The organism is Proteus sp. G2300 (genome assembly GCF_009915965.1).
GTDB lineage: Bacteria > Pseudomonadota > Gammaproteobacteria > Enterobacterales > Enterobacteriaceae > Proteus > Proteus vulgaris.
The window spans coordinates 172,704-193,177 of record NZ_JAABNK010000004.1 but is presented as its reverse complement, the minus strand read 5'-3'; the positions used below and the strand labels follow the sequence as shown (position 1 = coordinate 193,177).

Sequence of the window (20,474 nt, the reverse complement as noted above, 5' to 3'; positions counted from 1 at the left end):
CTATTTTCTTAAGAAAAAATCTATGGCGATGACAAAGGTATGGGTTTATGAATAAAGTATTTAAAACATTAATTACGGCTTTTCTATTGATAACAATGTTTTCACTTATTGTTATGCCAATGAGTGCCGAACAACAATATATATTCGGCATTATCAATATATTGTTGTTATTTGTTGTCGGCTTTAAAAAATCAAAAAAACGATTGTTAACAATGGTTTTTATCTCGTTGTTGATGTCAACACGTTATCTTTACTGGCGTGCAACGAATACCCTTAATTTTAATACAACCATCGAAGCTGTTTTAGGTAGCGGTTTATTTATGGCTGAAATTTATTCTTGGGTTATTTTAGTCTTAGGATATTTTCAAACATCATGGCCATTAAATAGAAAAATAGCGCCTTTACCTAAAGATATTTCTCAATGGCCAACAGTTGATATTTATATACCGACGTATAACGAAAGTTTAGATGTGGTACGTGATACGGTTTTAGCGGCTCAAGCTATTGACTACCCACAAGATAAAATGAAAGTGTATATTTTGGATGATGGTAGTCGTGAAGAATTTAAACAATTCGCAGGTGATGTTGGGGTAACTTATATTGAACGTGAAGTTCATGATCATGCCAAAGCAGGTAACTTAAATCATGCTATGGGATTAACAGATGGTGAACTTATTTGTGTTTTTGATTGTGACCATATTTCAACCCGTATTTTCTTGCAAGCAACAGTTGGTAGCTTTCTTGAAGATCCTAAATTAGCGCTTATTCAAACACCACACTATTTCTATTCTCCAGACCCTTTTGAACGTAATTTAAGTGCAGCAAAAGATGCACCACATGAAGGCGCCCTTTTCTATGGCCCTGTTCAACGTGGTAATGATAACTGGAATGCGACTTTCTTCTGTGGTTCATGCGCTGTAATGCGCCGTAGCGCACTTGAAGAGATCGGTGGTATTGCAGTTGAAACAGTAACAGAAGATGCCCACACCGCGTTGAAATTACAACGCCTAGGTTGGAACTCTGCATTTATTGATATTCCTTTAGCCGCAGGCCTTGCAACAGAACGTTTAGCATTACACGTTAATCAACGTATTCGTTGGGCGAGAGGGATGACACAAATATTCCGTGTTGATAATCCAATGTTAGGTCGTGGTTTAACATTTCCTCAGCGCTTATGTTATCTCAATGCCATGCTCCATTTTCAGTACGGTTTACCTCGCATTATCTTTTTAACTGCCCCATTACTGTTTATGTTATTTAACCTCAATATTATTGCTTCATCTGCCAGCATGATATTCGCCTATGCATTGCCACACTTAATCATGTCGGTTTATGTAAACTCAAAAAATATCGGTAAATATCGTTATTCTTTCTGGGGGGAAATTTATGAAACCGTCATGGCTTTTAGTTTGGTTTTACCTACGCTACTCAGCTTAGTTTCACCAAAATTAGGTAAATTTAACGTAACAGATAAAGGTGATTTACTTGATAAGAGCTATATGGATTATCTCACTGTACGCCCTTTAATTATTACCGCTCTTCTTTTAATTACGGGTATTTCATGGGTCGTTATCCGTTATCTATTAAATGATTTTCAAGGTATTGATCCTCTAGTTATTGTTTTAAACCTAACTTGGGCAACTTATAGCTTATTTATCATTCTTGCATCGATTGCTGTCGGTAAAGAGACTCGTCAAATTCGTAAACATACCCGAATTAATGCTGCTCTTCCTATTACATTGTATTTTGATGATGGCGCGAAATTAAGCACAACCACTGAAGATATTTCAATGGGGGGCGTTCGTATCGCAGTGAATAAAATGGCGGAATTTCGCCAACGCAATGTCACTTCAATCACGCTCAATGTTCAACGCGATGAAGTTTCAGTTCCTGTTGAAATAGTAAGTTTAGAAAATAATCAATTACGCCTTGAATATTTACCTATTAATTTAAATATTCGTCGTAAATTGGTGCGTATTATTTTTGGTCGTGCTGATGCATGGATCCATCAAGCAGATTATAAAGATAAACCTTTTAAAGAGTTAGCAGGTATTACTCGTTGTATTTTTGAATTGTTCTTTGGTCGTCGCCAAAAAGTAAAAGCAGCCGCAACAAGAACCAAAGCCAAAACTTCACTCTCTGTGCAATCAATTAACGGGGATGACTAAGCATGAAAAAGAAACTGACATTAATGCTAAGCCTGACTGCGATAGCGATTGCGAGTATTAATTTATCTCAAGCAGCGACGGGTATGTTAGAACTCGGTGGTGAAATTTTGCCTGACCCGACTTCTTATATCCAATCAACCGTACAACAAAATGTCAATAATCCCATTCGAATTGAAGATGCGAGATTATCTGAAGCTCGTAATATCGAAGAGCAATTAACATTGGCACAGATGGGAAATCCATCGCCTATCGTATTATCAGGAAGAAGATTACTTTCTGGTGTGACTTTTAATATGGCGAATGATTTATTTATTGATAACGCCACATTAACGATGAAGGTGAAGGCATCTCAAGGATTAGTTCAGTCTGACCAAACACTCCATTTAATGTTAAATGGTCAACCTATGGGATTTTTACCTTTAGAAGAGGGTGGGCAAGAACATGAATATGTTTTAGAAATCCCTGAAATGATGTTGACGAATGAAAATAACCTCAGCTTTCGTTTAGCTAGCCGTGATGCATTGGATGAAAATCAATGCATGCCACCATTAGCCGAAGGGCTTAGCCTCGTTATTTCACCTGATTCATCATTAGATTATCGAGGTCGTTGGATTAATGGCGGGTATAGTCTGGAACGATTGCCCCTACCGTTCTTTGATCCCGACAGAATGACAGCGACCTCGTTACCTATCATATTGTCAGATAAACCTGACCATGCGGAGGTAACAACAGCTGCGATTGCAGCATCATGGTTTGGTAGTTTTAGCCATGATATTAAGCAAGTTGATTTACCGGTTTTAATGAATCAATTACCTGAAAGTGACGGTATTTTAGTTGGGTATTCAGGACAAACTATCGCAGGTATAACTCTTCCTTCAGGGAATAGTGGGCAGTTAACGATAGTTGATAACCCTGTTGATCCTGTTTTCAAATTATTACTGATTAGTGGTGATAATGAGAAATCATTACGCCAGGCGGTATGGGCGTTAAACAACGGTAAATTGCCACAAAATGATCACTTGGTCGTTCCTTTTCAAACATTGGCTGTACGAAAAGATTACGATGCACCACGTTGGTTAAACACGGATAAACCGGTCACATTGGGTCAAATTGCTAATGGCAATGATGATTTCTCACGCCAAGGTATTAATCATGCACCGAATCAGTTTTCGTTTCGTGTTTCTCCCGATCTTTTTTGGTGGGATGGTGATGCGTTACCTTTAGAGTTGAAATATGTTTTTCCTCATTCAGATAAGCTAAATAGTCGTCGCTCGTCATTGATTGCTTCTTTGAATAACCAATTCTTAGGTGCGTTATATCCAGCACGTTCAGAGCCTTTAGGTATGCTAAGACAATGGCTAGGTATGGAGAGTGAACAACAAAATAGCACTCTTTATTTAAATCCTCGCCAAATTTATAGCCAGAATCAATTGCAATTTTATTTTGATTTACGCGAGCCAGATGATTCTCCTTGTATTTTAACGGATGGCAGTAGCTTGATTAGCCAAATTGATCCGCAATCAACACTGCAATTTAAAAATACTTGGCACTATTCAAGAATGCCGAACTTAGCGTATTTTTCTGGGGCTTCATTCCCATTTAGTCGTCGTGCTGATTTTTCACAAACCACACTTCTATTACCTGAAAATCCGACAACAGAAGAGCTTTATACCTTAGTCAACTTAATGGCGAGAACGGGTTATGCCACAGGTACACCGGTTTCTCATACTTCTGTGTTCTTAGGGGCTAAGGCGCTAGAGAAAAATAATCTATCTCAACAGGATATATTAGCGATTGGTTCATTAAGCAGTGAAGGTTTTTTACCTACACGTTTTTCACAACAGGCATTCTCTTTTTTAAATAAAAATATCGAGATCAAATCACAGTCATTTCTTGATAAAGCAAAAGGCTGGATCGCGGGTGATTATTTATCTCAAAGTAGTGATGCCACTAATTATCTCGCTTCCATGAAAAACTGGCGTGGCATGGTGAGTTTTATCTCACCTTGGGCGAGCGATAGGGTTGTCGTGTTAGTGACTGCTAAAGGTAATGATTCGATAAAAACCATCATCAACGATTTAAATTTAGCTCAGATAAATGCAGCCATTAAAGGCGACATCACACTGATTAGTGGTAAAGACACAGTAAGAAGTTTCCATTTAGGCGAACACTTTTCTCAAGGGGACTTACCTTTATTACAACAATTTCTTTGGTATAGCTCTAGGCATGTGTATTTGCTTGGTCTTTTAGCTGTTGGTTTTTGTGCGTTGACGGGCTTAGTGACTTATTACTGGTTACAGCGTCGCTCAACTCGTCGTTTACATCAGATATCACAGCATCGTTCAGGTAAATAGGAGGATATGGGATGAAAAACCACGCACTTAACATCATCGTTAAAGTTATTTATGCCGGTTGTATTTTAGGCGCTTCAAGTCAAGTACAAGCTACGGCAAATGATGTAAATACAACAGCTACTGATCCAAATATTGTGAGCTCTCTTATTGAACAAGCTAATTATTGGCACGGTAAAGCGCATGATGCGCGTGCAGTAGAAGCGCTACAAAAAGTGTTGATTATGGAAAGTAATAATCAAGACGCTTTATATTTAATGGCATTCTTTACAGCACAGCAAGGGAATGAAAAACAAGCGACCTATTGGCGCGAAAAACTTGCACAAGTCGCACCGCAAGATCCGCGCATTAATGGATTAAAAAACATCCGATCATCACAATTTAATGATCAACAATTAGGCTATGCCAGGGAATTGGCAAAAAAAGGGCAACATGAAGAAGCAGTAAAAGCGTATCAACGTTTATTTGTTAGCAGTGAACCACCTGAAACACTGGCATTAGAATATTATCAGACGATGGCTGGTATACCTACAATGTTGCCACAAGCCATTACTGGGTTAAAACAGCGTGCAGCATTAATGCCTGATAATAAAGAAACACAAAGAGCATTAGGACTGACACTCACCTACAACGAAGAAACACGTCGTGAAGGGATAACTATTTTAAGCCATATTTCGGGTGATGAGTCAGCAAAAAAAGGCCTTCGTCAAGCACTGCTATGGCTGAATGTTCGCCCTGATGATGACGTGTTATATAAAACTTACTTACAAGCGAATCCGAATGATAAAGCGATTGCGGAACATTTCCAAGGCGCTATACAAGGTAATGCTCGTCAAGCAGGTTATACCGCTTTAAATAAAGGTAAATTAAAAGAAGCTGAAGGTTATTTTAAACAAGCATTAGCAGCAGATAATAATGATGCGCAAGCATTAGCAGGGTTAGGTTATACCGCATTACGTTCAGGTGATTTATCAACAGGTCAGCGCTTATTAAATCAAGCTGCACAATCAGGTGGCGAGCAGGGCAGTAAATGGAAGCAACAAGCTGAAGATGCGGGTTTCTATGCGCAATTACGTGATGCGCAACACCGGGCTAAACAAGGAAATATTCAACAGGCACTTGATAAATTAGCACCTTTAACGGGCGCTTCAGGTGAGAAAGGATTATCCGCTAATTTGCTACAAGCTGATTTATTACGTAAACAAGGTAATTTACCCGCTGCTCACCAATTATTAGCCGGCCTTTATCAACAAAATAGTCGTAATGAAAAAGTGATTTCTGCTTACTACTATTTATTGGTTCAGGAAGGGCAAAATACGAAAGCAGAGCAATTACTGGCTCAACAATCAGCCTCTTTACGTCAAAAACTTACTGCAAATACAGATCCTTCAGAGACATTACGTCGTGAAGCACAAAAAGCGTTAGAAAATGGTAATCGTGTTCAAGCAAGACAATTACTGACACAAGCACAACGTAAGAATCCACAAAATAACTGGGTTTATCTTGATTTAGCTCGTTTAATGGCTGCTGATGGCGATAGTGTTGGTGCAAAAAATATTATTTCACAATTGCAAAATCGCAAAACAAGAGACACAGATTACGTCGCTTCTCTATTTTATGTTGAGCAAAAAGAGTGGGATAAAGTTTTTAACTTGTTAAGTAGTCATAATCAACAGACAGAAGCTGAAAAAGAGTTATTACAGCGTGCTCGTTTTCATCGTCAACTTGCGCAAGCGGACCATTATCGCCAAGCGGGCAATCTTGTAGCAGTACGTAATACCTTGCGCCCTTTAATTAATCAAGTTGCTGATTATCCAAATGATGTAGGTGAATTAGCTGAACGATTAGTAAGTAGTGGATTAAACGATGAAGCGTTGCAGTTAGTTGAAAATGATATTGCCAAAGGCACTAAAGGCTCTGTAGGTAACTATGCTGGGCATATCAATGTTCTCAATGAATTAGGTCGTTATACACAAGCATCTAGCTTGATTAACGATCCAGTATTGCAACAAGAAACACCGATTGTTGAGAAGAAACGTTTAGAAGTGGCGACTAAAGTTGCCCAAGCCGATAGCTTACGTGAAAAAGGTGAAATTAAAGCAGCTTATGACATGCTGGTTGTCGCCTTAAAATCATCCCCTAACGATCCTGATTTATTAATGGCATTAAGTCGTGTTTATTTAGCGCAATCCATGCCGGAACAGTCAAATAAAATTCTCTCTTATTTAGAAAAAGAGCAAGGAAAAGATACCAAATTAATCCAGGCTCAAATTGAAGTTGCATTAGCGCAACAAGATGGTCGAAAAGCACAGCAGTTATTGCAACAAATTCCGTCCTCTTCACAACCCGCTTATTTATTACAAGCAGCGCAAATTGCGCAATTAAACGGTGAAAACCGTAAGGCCTTAACCTTGCTACGTAGTGCGCAATGGCAAAACAACGATAGTACATTGAATACTTCTGCGGGCCAATTACGTGTATTAGAGAGCGATAATACAGCCATAGCAGGTTCTATCTATGAACGTAAAGAGATGGCTTCTGTTCAACGTTCTATTCGTGAGTTAGAAGAAAAAGTCTCACCGTGGGTGCAAGGTGGTGTTGCTGTACGTCACCGTAATGGTGATAAAGGATTATCTAATGTGACAGAAATTTCTGCACCAATCAGCATTTCAAGTGTTCCTGGAGAGGAGTTCCGCTGGGAATTTAATGTCACCCCGGTTTCTATGACGAGTGGCTCAGTTTCGGGTGAGAGAGCAAATCGTTTTGGTACAGGTCAGCTTCAACATGCTGAACGTTTTGCTAAAAATAGCGATAACCATGATGAGAAAAACAAAATTAATGCCGATGAAGCCGGTAGCCAACGTGCTTCTGGTGTTGAATTAGGACTACGTTTATCTGACAAGAATGTCAGCTTTGATGTTGGCTCAACACCATTAGGTAAAGATACGGCAACGGTTGTCGGTGGTCTCACATATTCACCTAAAATTGGCCAAAATGGGCAATTAACACTGACTGCAGAGCGCAGAGCTATCAAAGATAGTCTACTTTCTTATATGGGACGCACTGATCCTACTACGGGTGAAAGTTGGGGCCGTGTAACACGTAATGGTGCCAAAGCTCAATATGCTTGGGATGATGGCAAAGTTGGCGCTTATGTCGGAGGGGGGATTTATAACTATGAAGGTAAAAGTGTTGCGAGTAATGATGAAGTGAAAGCATGGATGGGATCTTACGCTAAGTTCTATAAAGATGAGCAGCAAGAGGTGAAAGCTGGTGTGCATGTTGATTATATGAACTTTAGAAATAACCAAAATAACTTCTCATTAGGGCATGGCGGTTACTTTAGTCCACAAGATTATGTTTCTGTTTCATTACCTGTTGCTTATACCCGCCGTTTTGAAAAAGGTGAAGTGTCCTTAAATGGTGCGATAGGTATACAAAGTTACAAACAAAAAGGCAGTGATTATTTTCCAACACATAGTTATATGCAGGACGTCCTAAATAAACATAACGCGAGCGATCCTCGTATTAAATCTCGTTATGAAGAAAAAGACGAAACAAATATTACTTACAGATTAGGTTTAGACGCGAAATATTATTTAAACAAAGAAACCGAGTTAGGTGTCAGCTTATCGCATGATACATCCGGTGATTATGCTGAAGATAATATGTGGTTACACCTAAAATATACTCCAGACTTTCTGTCTAAATAATTAAGGAAACAAACAATGAATAAGCATGACAGTGATATCTTACAATTACCTTTTGAAAGCGGCTGGCAAGATCTAACTCAATTATTATTTTTTCAAGTATTAAATGACAATGATATTTCTACCGCCGAAAGTAAATTAAGAAATATTGGTAAAGATATTGCCTTACGCTATCCTTTGCCAGAAAGTGAAAATATTCAATTACTTGAATCACATATTAATCGCGTATTAACGTTATTCAAATGGGGTTTTGTCACCATATCTCCTGCAATGAGTGAGCTTTTATTAGTGCACTGTGCATGGCCTCATTTTACGCAAAGCCAAGATGATGTTCAGTGGCGTGTTGCAAGTGCTGGCGTATTAGAGGGGCTATATGAGGGTTGGTTAACCCATCAAGGCGGTAATGCAAAAATGCAAGTACATCGTCAACCCACTGATGCTAAAGATGTTTTTATTTTTCGCTATGCGCATAACTCATCAGCCGAATAATAATATATATGCTTTATTGATGAGCATAGGAGGTCAAAAATGAATGAAATGATATTTAATGATGATAATTCTAAATGCTTATTAATAAAGCAATTTACTAATAATGTTTTTATGATGTTAGTAACTGATATTAATGGCGTTATAGTTTATGCTAATGAAAAATATTGTGAGTTTAATAATGTTCATTTCGAAAATATAAAAGATAAAAAATACAACTTATTTTATTTAATTGATGAGAATCAAATCAATTATTGTGTAAATGGTAATAATGATAATAAAGGCGTTTATCGATTAGAAGCAAAGAGAAATAATGAATCTCAACAAGATGTATGGGAAGATATTAGTATTATTCCTGTATTTGATAAAGATAATTTAATTTCTCATTATGTATTTATCAGCTTGGATATTACTGATAAAGTAGAATTAAGAAATGAGTTGTTTAGTAAAAGCTATATTGACTCATTAACCGGAATATCAAATAGATTGAGTATTGTTGAAAAAATTGAAAATGAGCGATTAAATATTTCACATCCATCATCATTTTGTCTTGGTATTATTGATTGTGATAAATTCAAAGCAATTAATGATCAATTTGGGCATCATGCTGGTGATAAAGTATTGTGTGAAATATCAAAGCGATTATCACAATTAGAAAACAGTGAAGTCTATTGTGGTCGACTTGGCGGTGATGAGTTTGCTGTGCTTTTCCCTAACGGATTACGTTCTTGTTCAGTTATTTTATTAGAAATAATAGAGTCACTTTGGAAATCGATGGAAAAGCCAATCAATATTAATTCAGACTATATGTTAACGCCCTCCATTAGTTTAGGTATCGCAGAATATCCTAAAGATGGAAAAACATTATCTGAATTATTAAAATCTGCAGATGAAACACTTTATTCCATTAAAGAAATGGGTGGTAATAAATATGGGTTTTATTCTGGATTTTAAATAGAAAGTTTTTTAAATAAAGATATATAAAATAATATTATCTCTTTTTTAATAAAGAGGGAGATAGCTATATTTAAAATATATCTTGCACTCCTTATGAAATATAAGAGTAACTTTAAAATAATATTAATTATTAGTTTTAGATAAATATCTATTAGAGGATTTTATTATGATGAAAGCGGTTATCCCTGTTGCTGGATTAGGTACTCGTATGTTACCTGCAACGAAATCAATTCCTAAAGAAATGCTACCTATCGTTGATCGCCCTTTAATTCAATATATTGTTGAAGAGTGTGCTCAGGCAGGAGTTGAGGAAATTATTTTAGTCACTCACTCTTCTAAAAATTCAATTGCAGATCATTTTGATACTAGCTTTGAATTAGAAAATATGCTTGAACAGCGTATTAAAAATAAATTATTAGATGAAGTACGTTCAATTTGCCCTGAAAATGTCAAAATTATACAAATTCGTCAAGGTCATGCATTAGGCTTAGGCCACGCTATTTGCTGTGCTCGTCCTGTGATAGGTGATAATCCATTTATTGTTTTACTCCCTGATGTTTTATTGAATGCACATTATTGTGATCCTAAACATGACAATTTATCAGCAATGATAAAACGTTTTGAAAAAACAGAACGTAGCCAAATCATGGTTGAACCTGTGCCAATGAGCCAGGTGCAACAATATGGTGTTGTGGATTGCGAAGGCATTTTCTGTCCTCAAGGTAATTGGGCTCCTATTCGTCGTATCGTGGAAAAACCAAATCCAGAAGATGCACCTTCTAATCTTTCTGTAGTAGGTCGTTATGTTTTCTCTTCTGCTATTTGGGAATTATTAGATGGTTTACCAGCTGGCGTTGGTGGTGAAATTCAGTTAACTGATGCAATTGATTTATTATTGAAAAAAGAGACGGCTGAAGCTTACACCTTAGTGGGTAAATCTCATGACTGTGGTAATAAGCTGGGATATATGAAAGCCTTTGTTGAATATGGTTTACATAATTCCGTTTTAAAAGAAGAGTTCGCTTCTTGGATGCAGGATTTTTGTGAAAAAACATTGTTACCCAAAACAGAAGTCATAGAAGAAGACGAAATTAATGAAGAACAAAAGATAGTTGCTATCTTTTGAGTTACCTTGAAATAACATGCAATGTGCCGACCGAAATATGATAACGGTCGGCAATAGCAGGAGAGAAAGGCAATGTCTTTTAGACACTTATCTCGTTTTAATTATCTATTTTTTACTTTTTTTATTTTAGGTTTGTTGCTTATGGTATCTCCCTCAATACAAGCAGCAGATACTCAAACCGGATGGCAGCAGTTTAAAGAGCGCTATATTAAGGATGATGGGCGTGTGATAGATAGTGCTAACAACAATATCTCGCACTCAGAAGGTCAAGGCTATGGGATGTTGATGGCGGTAATGAGTGATGATCATGAGACATTTAAGAAACTGTGGCGTTGGACTGCGACCTCTCTTTATCGAGGCGATTTAGGGCTGTTTAAATGGCGTTATGAACCTGAAAACAGTGAACATACTCCGGATCCTAATAATGCAACAGATGGTGATATTTTAATTGCTTGGGCATTATTAAAAGCGGGTGAAAAGTGGAATGATGAAAGTTATCTTTCAGCTTCGGATTCTATTCAACATGCTATTTTAGAACATACTTTAGTTAAAATAAAAAACTATACTGTATTATTACCCGGAATTAATGGCTTTAAAACGCCAGAAGAAATTATTATTAATCCATCCTATTTTATTTTTCCAGCATGGAAAGATTTTTACCGTACAAGCAAAGATGTTCGTTGGAAAGCATTAATTAATGATAGCCAATCTTTACTTAGAAATATGCGATTTGGTGAATATCAATTACCAACAGACTGGGTGAGTTTATATCCTGATGGAAAGATAGAGCCTAGTAAAAAATGGCCAGCACGATTTAGTTTTGATGCTATACGTATTCCTCTTTATTTAGCTTGGGCTCATGATGAATTAGCATTACAACCTTTTGTGCAGTATTGGCAGCAATTTGATCGTTATAAAACCCCTGCTTGGGTCAGTATTGATGGTCAAGAGCGCGCTGAATATAACCTCACACCAGGTATGATGGCTGTGAGAGATTTAACGATGAAAACCCCTATTGATGATGTCGATTTGAGTAAAGATACGGATTATTATTCTTCAGCTTTACATTTGTTAGCGACATTTGCTCAGAATGGGCAATAAGTATTTTTAATTTAAACAATAGATAGCTTAAATTACTTTTAATTAACAGGTTTCTTAAGTTATCTATTTCGTTTATGGTAATAATGATAAAAATAACAAGATATAACTCTCTGAATTTATTTCTATTAATTCACTAGTTCTATTTATAACGCTGTATTTTTAAATAATAAATAAACTTTAAACTATGATCTAAGAATAATTTATTGGATAGTATTTATGGTACTGTTATCTGAGTGGTTTCATAGCGTTATTTATATAATTTCTCATGAATAATAGAGGTGGATAAATGAAAGTATCAGCACGCAATCAGTTAGTTGGTAAAGTTATTGATATTATTGAAGGTGCCGTTAATAACGAAGTTGTTTTATCGTTAGCGCATGGTGAAAAACTGGCAACCATTATTACTAAAGAGAGTTGTGGCAGTTTAAATATTAAAAAAGATGGCGAAGCAATTGCCATTATTAAAGCGCCATGGGTTGTTTTAGCACTACCTGATTGTGGTTTGAATTTTTCTGCACGTAATCAGTTTGCAGGAAAAGTAACTCAAATCGTACAAGGCGCTGTAAATTCAACGGTGCACTTAGAAACAGCGAAAGGCTTAGAGTTGACTGCGGTTATTACAAATGAGAGCTTGCAAGAGATGATGTTGGCAAAAGGCAGTGATGTTTTAGCATTAGTGAAAGCATCTAGTGTGATCGTTGCAACGCGTAAATAATAGCATTCAATGTTTTGAGATAAAAAAAGAGGCTAGATAATTAGCCTCTTATTCGTTGATATTAATCAGATTTATAATCCCGATCATCCATTATTTAAGTGACAAAAATTAATCATCAGCGACACCAGCAACTTTCAGTTTTTCGTAAATATAATTTTTATAACTGTTAATTAATTTTTCGTCTTCACAGTCATTTAATTTCCCTTCACATAAGTGTCGCATTTGAATATTGGCTTTATAGAAAGGAGATAATGGTAAACGTGCACGCTCCAGTATCATTCCACCTAAGAAGCTAATATCTGTTAATTCACCTGTTGTTATTGGTGCACCTTGAGTTAGATTGTCTCTTAATGTGAATTGAGTAATATGTGCGGGATTAGTAAATGGTGACTGGTAATTATTTAATTCAATATTAGGTTGATGATCACCAAAATAAAGAAACATTGTTGGTTTTTCTCTTTGAGCAACAAAATTAGAGAAATCTTTAATTGCTGGATCACTAGTAATAATTTTTTCCATATAGTGGCTAAATTTACCTGGTGCATTATTGCTTTCTGTTTGACCCGTAATTTGGTACATATCTCTGTGTGATTCATCATAAGGACCATGCTCATACATGGTTAATGAGAATATAAACAATGGTTTGTCAGTCCTTTTTTTCAATACCTCTTCAACGTAACCTAGCATATCTTGCGTCGATATCTTCCACAGATTTTCTTCTAATGTCCCAGGGTAGCCAAGTTCTTGAGGTTGAATGATTTCATCAATTCCCATTTTTTCATAAGCGTAGCCTGCATGGTAAGCACTGCGATTAAATGGGGTGAGTAAGACGGTGTAATAACCTTCTGCTTTGAGTTGACGGAATAAACTCTCATTCAGGTTATCGACAACAAAATAGAATACAGAGTTTTTACGTGCACCAAAATCATCCGTATTTAACCCTGTTAATACAGAAAATTCAGAAAGCCAAGTACCACCACCAAAGGTTTGTACACGTAAAGGGCTTTGCGCACTTACTCCTTCATCTTTTTGGAACATAAATAAATCAGGGAGTGTGGCATCTTTATCAAATTGATAAATGGAAGGATTAACTGTTGATTCTTGTAATAAAACGATAATATCAGGTTTTATTTTAACCTGTGTTTCAGGTAATACGGTTTTGCTTGCCTTTTCAAGAAAGTAGTCAGCACTTTCTTGAAAATAAGGCGGATGATATGTTGTTTGGTAACCTGACATCATTAAATTAGTGACAGTACCTCTTCCTCCTGGAAGCGTTCCTTCCCATTCAGCTTGCCATTTTTCTACGGTAAAATGGATTGTGGTAAACCCAATGATGATGAAAAGTAAGCTACTTATACGTAAGGCTGGGCGTGATTTTTTGGAAAAACGCCAAGCAATAGACATATTGATAAGAAGCCATATTAGCATTGCAACTAATGCTACAGCGGCTTCCCAATAATGCCCTAATGTCCCTAAATTTGAACTGTCAAAGGCTAAGTTAAAGTCAGAGAACATTAATGTTTCTTTGTAATAATGGACTTTAAGTTGGTTAATAAACTTAGTGATAAGGAAAAGCGTACCGGTGGTAATAGCCGAAAATAAAACACGCGCTGATAAAATAAAGCAAATAGAAAAAATAATAAAATAAGCACCTACAGAGAGTAGTGCAGTATAAATAAACGTTGCTTTCTCAAAAACAATAAACAGAGAGCCAATAAGAATGAGTGCAAGATAAGCACTTCCTAATAGTTTTTTCATATCTCTTCCGAGTATAGCGATAAAGAATAAAGGGGATATTTTACAAATATTGTAGGTGATAACCTTAACTTAGGCTAAATAAAGTTATTTAGCCTAAGTTAATATGGATATTTAGAATAACCCTTTATCTCGTAAAATATGAAGATCTTTTTTGCGACGAGTAAAACCAGTGCGGTCAAAATATTCTAAGATTTGTACTGCTAATTTACGTCCAACAGATAACTCATCACGAAAGTCCGCAGCGGTGACACTGCCATTATTCTCATTGTATTTCACAATAATGGAAGCAAACTTTTCTATAGAAGTATGTGTATAGTAGCGATCAGCAATAATCGGAATAATTAAACCTAATTGTGCTGCTTTGCGTAATAAGGAACGAATTTCTTTTTCATCGATTTTCATTTCGTTTGCAAGATCACGTACCCACCAAGGCTCAGATTGTTCAAAATAGACTTTAGCATGTTGCCATAAAGACTCTTGTTCTGACGAAAAAGCAAGACCATGAGTCGGGAGGTGAAGCCAACCACGACTTTGGCTAATCGCACCTTCTTTACGTAATTGTTCAATTAAGTGGTATACCAATTCATCATGATACGTTGGGAGTGCCATCCGTTTTAAACGAGAGCGTCCAACTCCCATTTGATCATTATGTTGTTGGTGATATTCCTCAAGAGTATTAAGTAATTTTTGTTTTGCATTATCAGCATTATTTTTAGAAAGAATAATGCCCGCAACGTTGACTAGCTCAAATGTCTCTAATAACTGCTCAAGTGCATTTTCGGTTAATTGTTGGGCCCAAGCAAATTGATTGAGAGATAATTCACCTTTCGGTAAACATAGCGCCAAATTAGCGCGAGCACTGTCCGCCTTATCCAGTTGATGTAGCCAAGTTAAAAATTCACGTTGTCGTTTACCTCTGCGTGGTGAATGCAAATGTAAGACTTTTGCCGCTGCTAATGTACGTTGAGCACTAATATCACGTAAAATCAGTCTATCGTTATCCACCAGCCAAAGTGGTTCATCAAGAATAAGCTCGGCTAATTGTGGTGTATCGTTCGCTTCATTTAAGAGGGCAACTCGTCCCGTAATATGACGAGTACCATGGTGAATATGTACCGGTTGCCAATGTTTTAAAGGTTCATCTGCGATTAAACTAACTAAGACTTTATGGGCTTGATAGTTGGGCTTTTGAGAAAGCAACCAATCGCCACGAGAGACATTTTCTTTGCTGACATCTCCCGTGATATTAATTGCGATACGATGACCTGCTCCTGCACTTTCTACGGGATGATTTTGTGCATGTAACGCTCTTATTCTTGCCGGCTTATCAGCGCCTGTTAACCAAAATGTATCACCAACAGAAATTTGTCCTGCCAGAGCGGTACCTGTAACCACTAACCCCGCCCCTTTAATACTAAACACGCGATCTATTGCTAAGCGGAAGCGTTTATGCCATTGAGGGTGTTGTTGCTCTTGTTGATGAAGCTCAACAAGATAGTCACGAAGTGCTGGGATCCCTTCACCAGAAGGCGCTGAAGTGACAAAAATATCAGGGTGTTGCCAACCTAAATTTGCTAATACATCGGTTGTTTGTGCACGAACTTCTTCAATGCGAGCTGATGTAACACGATCTGCTTTTGTGAGAATAACCGTGACTTGAGGACAGCCAGCAAGGTGTAAGATAGAAATATGTTCGATGGTTTGTGTCATAACCCCATCGTCACAAGCCACAATTAATAATGCATGAGAGATCCCACCAACCCCAGCAAGCATATTTGAAAGAAATTTTTCATGGCCAGGTACATCGACAAAACCAATAGACGTTCCGTCATCTTGGCGCCAATAGGCATAACCTAAATCTATCGTCATGCCTCGTTTTTTCTCTTCGGGTAAATGGGTTGTATTTACCCCAGTGATAGCTTGTATAAGTGTGGTTTTTCCGTGGTCTACGTGACCTGCTGTTGCAAAAATCATAGTAAAAGTGCCTGTATTAATGCATTTTCATCCTCAAGACAGCGCAGATCAAGCCACAGGCGACCATCCGTAATTCGACCTATAATAGGCTTTTCTAAATCACGCCAAAGTGCGGCTAATGCATCTAATTGGCTACCTTTTCCATCTTTCGCTTCAAAGGTCAGTGCAGCACTTGGTAAACTTTCAATAGGTAACGAACCACTGCCTATTTGAGATGCACATGAGGATATCGTGATATGGTAATTTTCCCCATAATATGCCTGAAAATGGGGTAATAACCGTTGCGCCATGTCATGAATTTCTGTTTGTGTCCGAGTTAACAAACGTAATGTCGGAATTTCAACAGCCATTTTTTCAGGTTGCTGATAAAGGCGTAATGTGGCGTCTAATGCCGCTAATGTCATCTTATCAACACGTAGCGCACGCTTTAGAGGGTGATGTTGAATAGCTTCAATCCACGCTTTTTTACCTAAGATGATCCCCGCTTGAGGTCCACCTAATAATTTATCACCAGAGAAGGTGACAAGGTCGATACCTTGTTGCAGATAATCTTGAGGCATGGGTTCTGAAGGTAAGCCTAAGGTAGCCAAATGAGTCATTGAGCCACTACCTAAATCGATAGCAGTAGGTAAATTCATCTCTTGACCTAAAGCAGCTAACTCATCACTATGTACTTCAGCGGTAAAGCCTTGAATAGCGTAATTGCTGGTGTGAACTTTCATCAGCAATCCCGTATTTTCATTGATAGCGTTACGATAATCTTTAAGGTGAGTACGGTTTGTTGTGCCCACTTCTTTGAGTGTACAACCTGCTTGTGTCATCACATCAGGGATACGAAAAGCGCCGCCAATTTCCACTAATTCACCGCGAGAAACAACAACTTCTTTATTTGGAGCCACTGTTGCAAGCATCAGTAAAACAGCCGCTGCGTTGTTATTTACTATACAGGCATCTTCTGCTCCTGTTAATTCACATAACAAGTCAGCGATAGCGCGATCACGGTGTCCTCTTGAAGCACCATCAAGAGAATACTCTAAGGTTGCTGGTGAACGCATAACTTGGCTAACGGCTTCGATGGCGGATTCTGCCATTAATGCACGCCCTAGATTGGTGTGTAAAACGGTACCTGTTAAATTGAAAACAGGTTTAATCGAAGATTTTCGTTGTAATGTAATGCGATTTTTTAATTCATCAGCCCAATGGTTGTGCCATTGTGGTAGGCCATTTTTTTGGCGAATAGTGATACGCGCTTCTTCTTGTAACTTTCGTAAATGCTCAGTAATAAATGTCTGACCATAAGAAGCAACTAAAGCCTGAATTTCTTCTTGATGCAACAACTTATCAATAGACGGTAGTTGGCTGTAAAGTGAGCGCGTATCATTTGTCATACTAGTACCTAATTATTATTCATTGGGGAACAGGAAAGGGTTAATGCTACTACGAGCAAAGCCTTCTTCTTCCATTTTTGCATCAAGAACAATAGAGGCTAAATCATCAGCCACCGCATCGACATTCGCATCTTTTTCTTGATATAAAATTTTCAGATAGCTTCCACAGTCACCACAGCTTTCTGCTTTAACAGGCGCATTTTCGCTGTCTAATGACCAGTAATTTAATTGACCTGTTAGTTCACAGTTGGTGCATTTTATACGCACAACATGCCACTCGGTTTCACATAAATTACAATGTAAATAGCGTAAGCCTTGTGTTGTTCCGATTTGTACTATGCTTGTCACTGGCATACTGTTACAAACAGGACAGAATTGGCGGTTTTCACCATATTCTGTTTTCGCTTTACCAGGAATATTAGAGGCCAATTGTGCCCAGTAAAGAGATAATGCAGACCAGATAAAGACCGATTTATCTGCAGACACTTTTGAATATTCATCATTAAGTAATGCTGTCGCCATCTCTTCTAATTCAGTTTCAGAAGCTTTAGACAGGTTTTCTAAGGTGATAGTGACGCTTTCAGGTACAACTGGACGTAATTCAGCGATGATAGAGGCTAATAAGGCGTGCCAATGTTTACTACGCTTGAATGTTCTTTTGTCTAAAGGTGCAATACCCGCTTGCTGAGTGAGAAGTGGTGCAAGATCAATAATCAATGGGTTGTCGTGGAGTGCTTTTTCTTGTGCCTTAGCAATTTCAGCTGCGAATTCAAGGTAGTCTGCAAAAGGATTCTCTTTTGCGAGTGCGTGAAAACGTTCAGCACGACGTTGGTAGAGATTTTTCAGATTAGGGAATAAGACGGGGGGAATAAAGCTAATGCCTTTTTCTGATTGCTCTTTGCCTAATTGCTCTTTAGGAACGATGCGAATACTCATAACGTTCTATCTTCCTATTATCTTAAATTTTATAGTGAATACCCACAGGGTTTGGCTTCAGGATAAATCAAATACAAACACGAAGCCATGACAGCAGGTAATAATAGCGTGATTTTATTGTTTTTTTACGTTTTAAAACGGACGTAAATTGAATAAAAAACGGAGGCTAACAAGCCTCCGTTTGTTCAGAAATGTGCTCTATTGCATTATTTCTGTGACTGCTTTTCGGCTTCTTTTTTCTCTTCTTCGAGAATTTCACGATACCAACGAGGATGGTGTTTTTTAGCCCAACCACGAGTTACCCAGCCTTCAATCATGCTACGAATTGATCCTTTCACCCAGAATGCCGCATAAGCATGAACAAATACGGTGATTATCAGTAAAATAGCTGATAATGAGTGAACTAATAAGGCAATTCGAATCACTGGGATTGAGAAATATTCTGCGAAATAAGGGCGCCAAATGATAATGCCACTGACTGTGAGTAAGATAAGGCTAATACTTAACATCCAGTAAATACCTTTCTGACCTAAGTTATAGTGACCGATATCACCAGCTTCTTCGTTTTGCAGCACTTTATGAATATTTTTAGCCCAGACTAAGTCATCTTTATCAATAAAGTTATACTTCAAATATCTGAAGAACATAAAGATAAAGAGAATAGCCATCGCACTACCTACAAATGGGTGTAACAGGCGTGACAGTTCTGGTGTACCTAATATATTCATGAACCAGTTCAGAGATGGGAAGAAGAAACCCAATCCGCTGATTGCTGTGAACAGAAAGACAATCACAACGACCCAGTGGTTTATACGCTCTGATGCGGTGTGGCGAAGAATTTTATCACCTTTCTTCTTCATCATTTCTGCTCCTCCTTATTCACAGAGGTCTGTGTTTTAGAAGATGCTTCCATCTCTTTGAGTGCTTCTTCTTCATCTTCTTCAGTTGTACGGTTTGGACCGACACCTAAATAATGGAAAATCGCACCCGCGAAGGTTGCGGCAAAACCAACAGCAGCTAATGGTTTCCAGATACCTTTCCAGAACTTAACGGTTGAGCTAATTTCTGGATTTTCTGGTAAACCATGATACAGGTTTGGTTTGTCAGCATGATGGAGAACATACATCACATGTGTACCACCTACGCCTTGTGGATCGTAAAGACCTGCGTTGTCATAGCCACGCGTTTGTAGTTCTGAAACACGTTCGCTTGCAAGATTGATCATCGCTTCTTTCGAACCAAAATGAATCGCTCCTGTAGGACAGGTTTTCACACACGCAGGCTCTTGGCCAACTTCAACACGGTCAACACATAACGTACATTTGTAAGCACGGTTATCTTCTTCATTAATGCGAGGCACGTCAAAAGGACAACCAGCAATACAATAACCACAACCAATACAGTGTTCTGATTGGAAATCAACAATACCGTTAGCGTATTGAATGATAGCACCTTCCGCAGGGCACGCTTTTAAACAGCCCGGATCGGCACAGTGCATACAACCGTCTTTACGGATCAACCATTCCAGCTTGCCATTCTCTTCAACTTCAGAAAAACGCATGACTGTCCATGATTTTGCCGTTAAGTCAGTTGGGTTATCGTAAACACCAACGTTAGTGCCAATTTTATCGCGAATATCATTCCATTCAGAACAAGCAACCTGACAGGCTTTACAGCCGATACAAGTTGTTACGTCGATAAGTTTTGCCACTTCTTCCTTGTAATCCCGCACATGAGGTGCGGGTGTTAGGGAGTTGGTGGCAGAGCGACGAATAATGTCTTGGGATTGCAGTGACATAATTTA

14 protein-coding genes are annotated in these 20,474 nt (G+C 37.9%); 8 read left to right on the top strand and 6 right to left on the bottom strand.

The window, feature by feature from the left end:
- The first annotated feature begins 47 nt into the window (after positions 1–47).
- From bcsA to GWI97_RS02125, 8 genes are all read left to right on the top strand, one after another.
- Positions 48–2,168, top strand: coding sequence for a UDP-forming cellulose synthase catalytic subunit (bcsA, locus tag GWI97_RS02160; protein ID WP_052038417.1), 2,121 nt, complete (start codon positions 48–50; stop codon positions 2,166–2,168).
- Positions 2,169–2,170: 2 nt separating this feature from the next.
- A complete protein-coding gene (bcsB, locus tag GWI97_RS02155; protein ID WP_036933480.1) occupies positions 2,171–4,522 on the top strand; it encodes a cellulose biosynthesis cyclic di-GMP-binding regulatory protein BcsB in 2,352 nt (783 codons plus the stop codon).
- A gap of 11 nt (positions 4,523–4,533) precedes the next feature.
- The gene (locus GWI97_RS02150) at positions 4,534–8,232 is read left to right on the top strand and encodes a cellulose biosynthesis protein BcsC (RefSeq protein WP_036933478.1); all 3,699 of its coding nucleotides are present in this window, start codon (positions 4,534–4,536) and stop codon (positions 8,230–8,232) included.
- 15 nt (positions 8,233–8,247) lie between these two features.
- Positions 8,248–8,718 (top strand): cellulose biosynthesis protein BcsD, encoded by a 471-nt coding sequence (gene bcsD / locus GWI97_RS02145; RefSeq protein ID WP_036933477.1) that lies wholly within the window; start codon positions 8,248–8,250, stop codon positions 8,716–8,718.
- A gap of 39 nt (positions 8,719–8,757) precedes the next feature.
- The gene (locus GWI97_RS02140; RefSeq protein WP_036933475.1) at positions 8,758–9,669 is read left to right on the top strand and encodes a sensor domain-containing diguanylate cyclase; all 912 of its coding nucleotides are present in this window, start codon (positions 8,758–8,760) and stop codon (positions 9,667–9,669) included.
- Between the two features lie 169 nt (positions 9,670–9,838).
- Positions 9,839–10,798, top strand: coding sequence for a UTP--glucose-1-phosphate uridylyltransferase GalU (gene galU, locus GWI97_RS02135; protein ID WP_052038416.1), 960 nt, complete (start codon positions 9,839–9,841; stop codon positions 10,796–10,798).
- Between the two features lie 72 nt (positions 10,799–10,870).
- Positions 10,871–11,899 (top strand): glycosyl hydrolase family 8, encoded by a 1,029-nt coding sequence (locus GWI97_RS02130; RefSeq protein ID WP_036933473.1) that lies wholly within the window; start codon positions 10,871–10,873, stop codon positions 11,897–11,899.
- 286 nt (positions 11,900–12,185) lie between these two features.
- The gene (locus GWI97_RS02125) at positions 12,186–12,614 is read left to right on the top strand and encodes a TOBE domain-containing protein (RefSeq protein ID WP_036933472.1); all 429 of its coding nucleotides are present in this window, start codon (positions 12,186–12,188) and stop codon (positions 12,612–12,614) included.
- A gap of 108 nt (positions 12,615–12,722) precedes the next feature.
- On the opposite strand, the gene GWI97_RS02120 is transcribed toward GWI97_RS02125, so the two are convergent.
- The 6 genes from GWI97_RS02120 to fdxH form a co-directional block, all read right to left on the bottom strand.
- Positions 12,723–14,372 carry an LTA synthase family protein gene (locus GWI97_RS02120; RefSeq protein ID WP_123822464.1) on the bottom strand — a complete coding sequence of 550 codons (1,650 nt, stop codon included), beginning with the start codon at positions 14,370–14,372 and terminating at the stop codon, positions 12,723–12,725.
- Between the two features lie 111 nt (positions 14,373–14,483).
- Entirely contained in the window at positions 14,484–16,346 is a 1,863-nt protein-coding gene (selB, locus tag GWI97_RS02115) for a selenocysteine-specific translation elongation factor (protein ID WP_103005193.1), read from the bottom strand.
- Positions 16,343–17,734, bottom strand: coding sequence for an L-seryl-tRNA(Sec) selenium transferase (gene selA, locus GWI97_RS02110; protein WP_036933467.1), 1,392 nt, complete (start codon positions 17,732–17,734; stop codon positions 16,343–16,345). The genes selB and selA overlap by 4 nt, the downstream gene beginning before the upstream one ends.
- Before the next feature lie 15 nt (positions 17,735–17,749).
- The gene (fdhE, locus tag GWI97_RS02105; RefSeq protein WP_087803791.1) at positions 17,750–18,670 is read right to left on the bottom strand and encodes a formate dehydrogenase accessory protein FdhE; all 921 of its coding nucleotides are present in this window, start codon (positions 18,668–18,670) and stop codon (positions 17,750–17,752) included.
- 206 nt (positions 18,671–18,876) lie between these two features.
- A complete protein-coding gene (gene fdoI / locus GWI97_RS02100; RefSeq protein ID WP_023583347.1) occupies positions 18,877–19,533 on the bottom strand; it encodes a formate dehydrogenase cytochrome b556 subunit in 657 nt (218 codons plus the stop codon).
- The gene (gene fdxH, locus GWI97_RS02095) at positions 19,530–20,468 is read right to left on the bottom strand and encodes a formate dehydrogenase subunit beta (RefSeq protein WP_036933457.1); all 939 of its coding nucleotides are present in this window, start codon (positions 20,466–20,468) and stop codon (positions 19,530–19,532) included. Before fdxH ends, fdoI begins: the two co-directional genes overlap by 4 nt.
- Positions 20,469–20,474 lie beyond the last annotated feature (6 nt).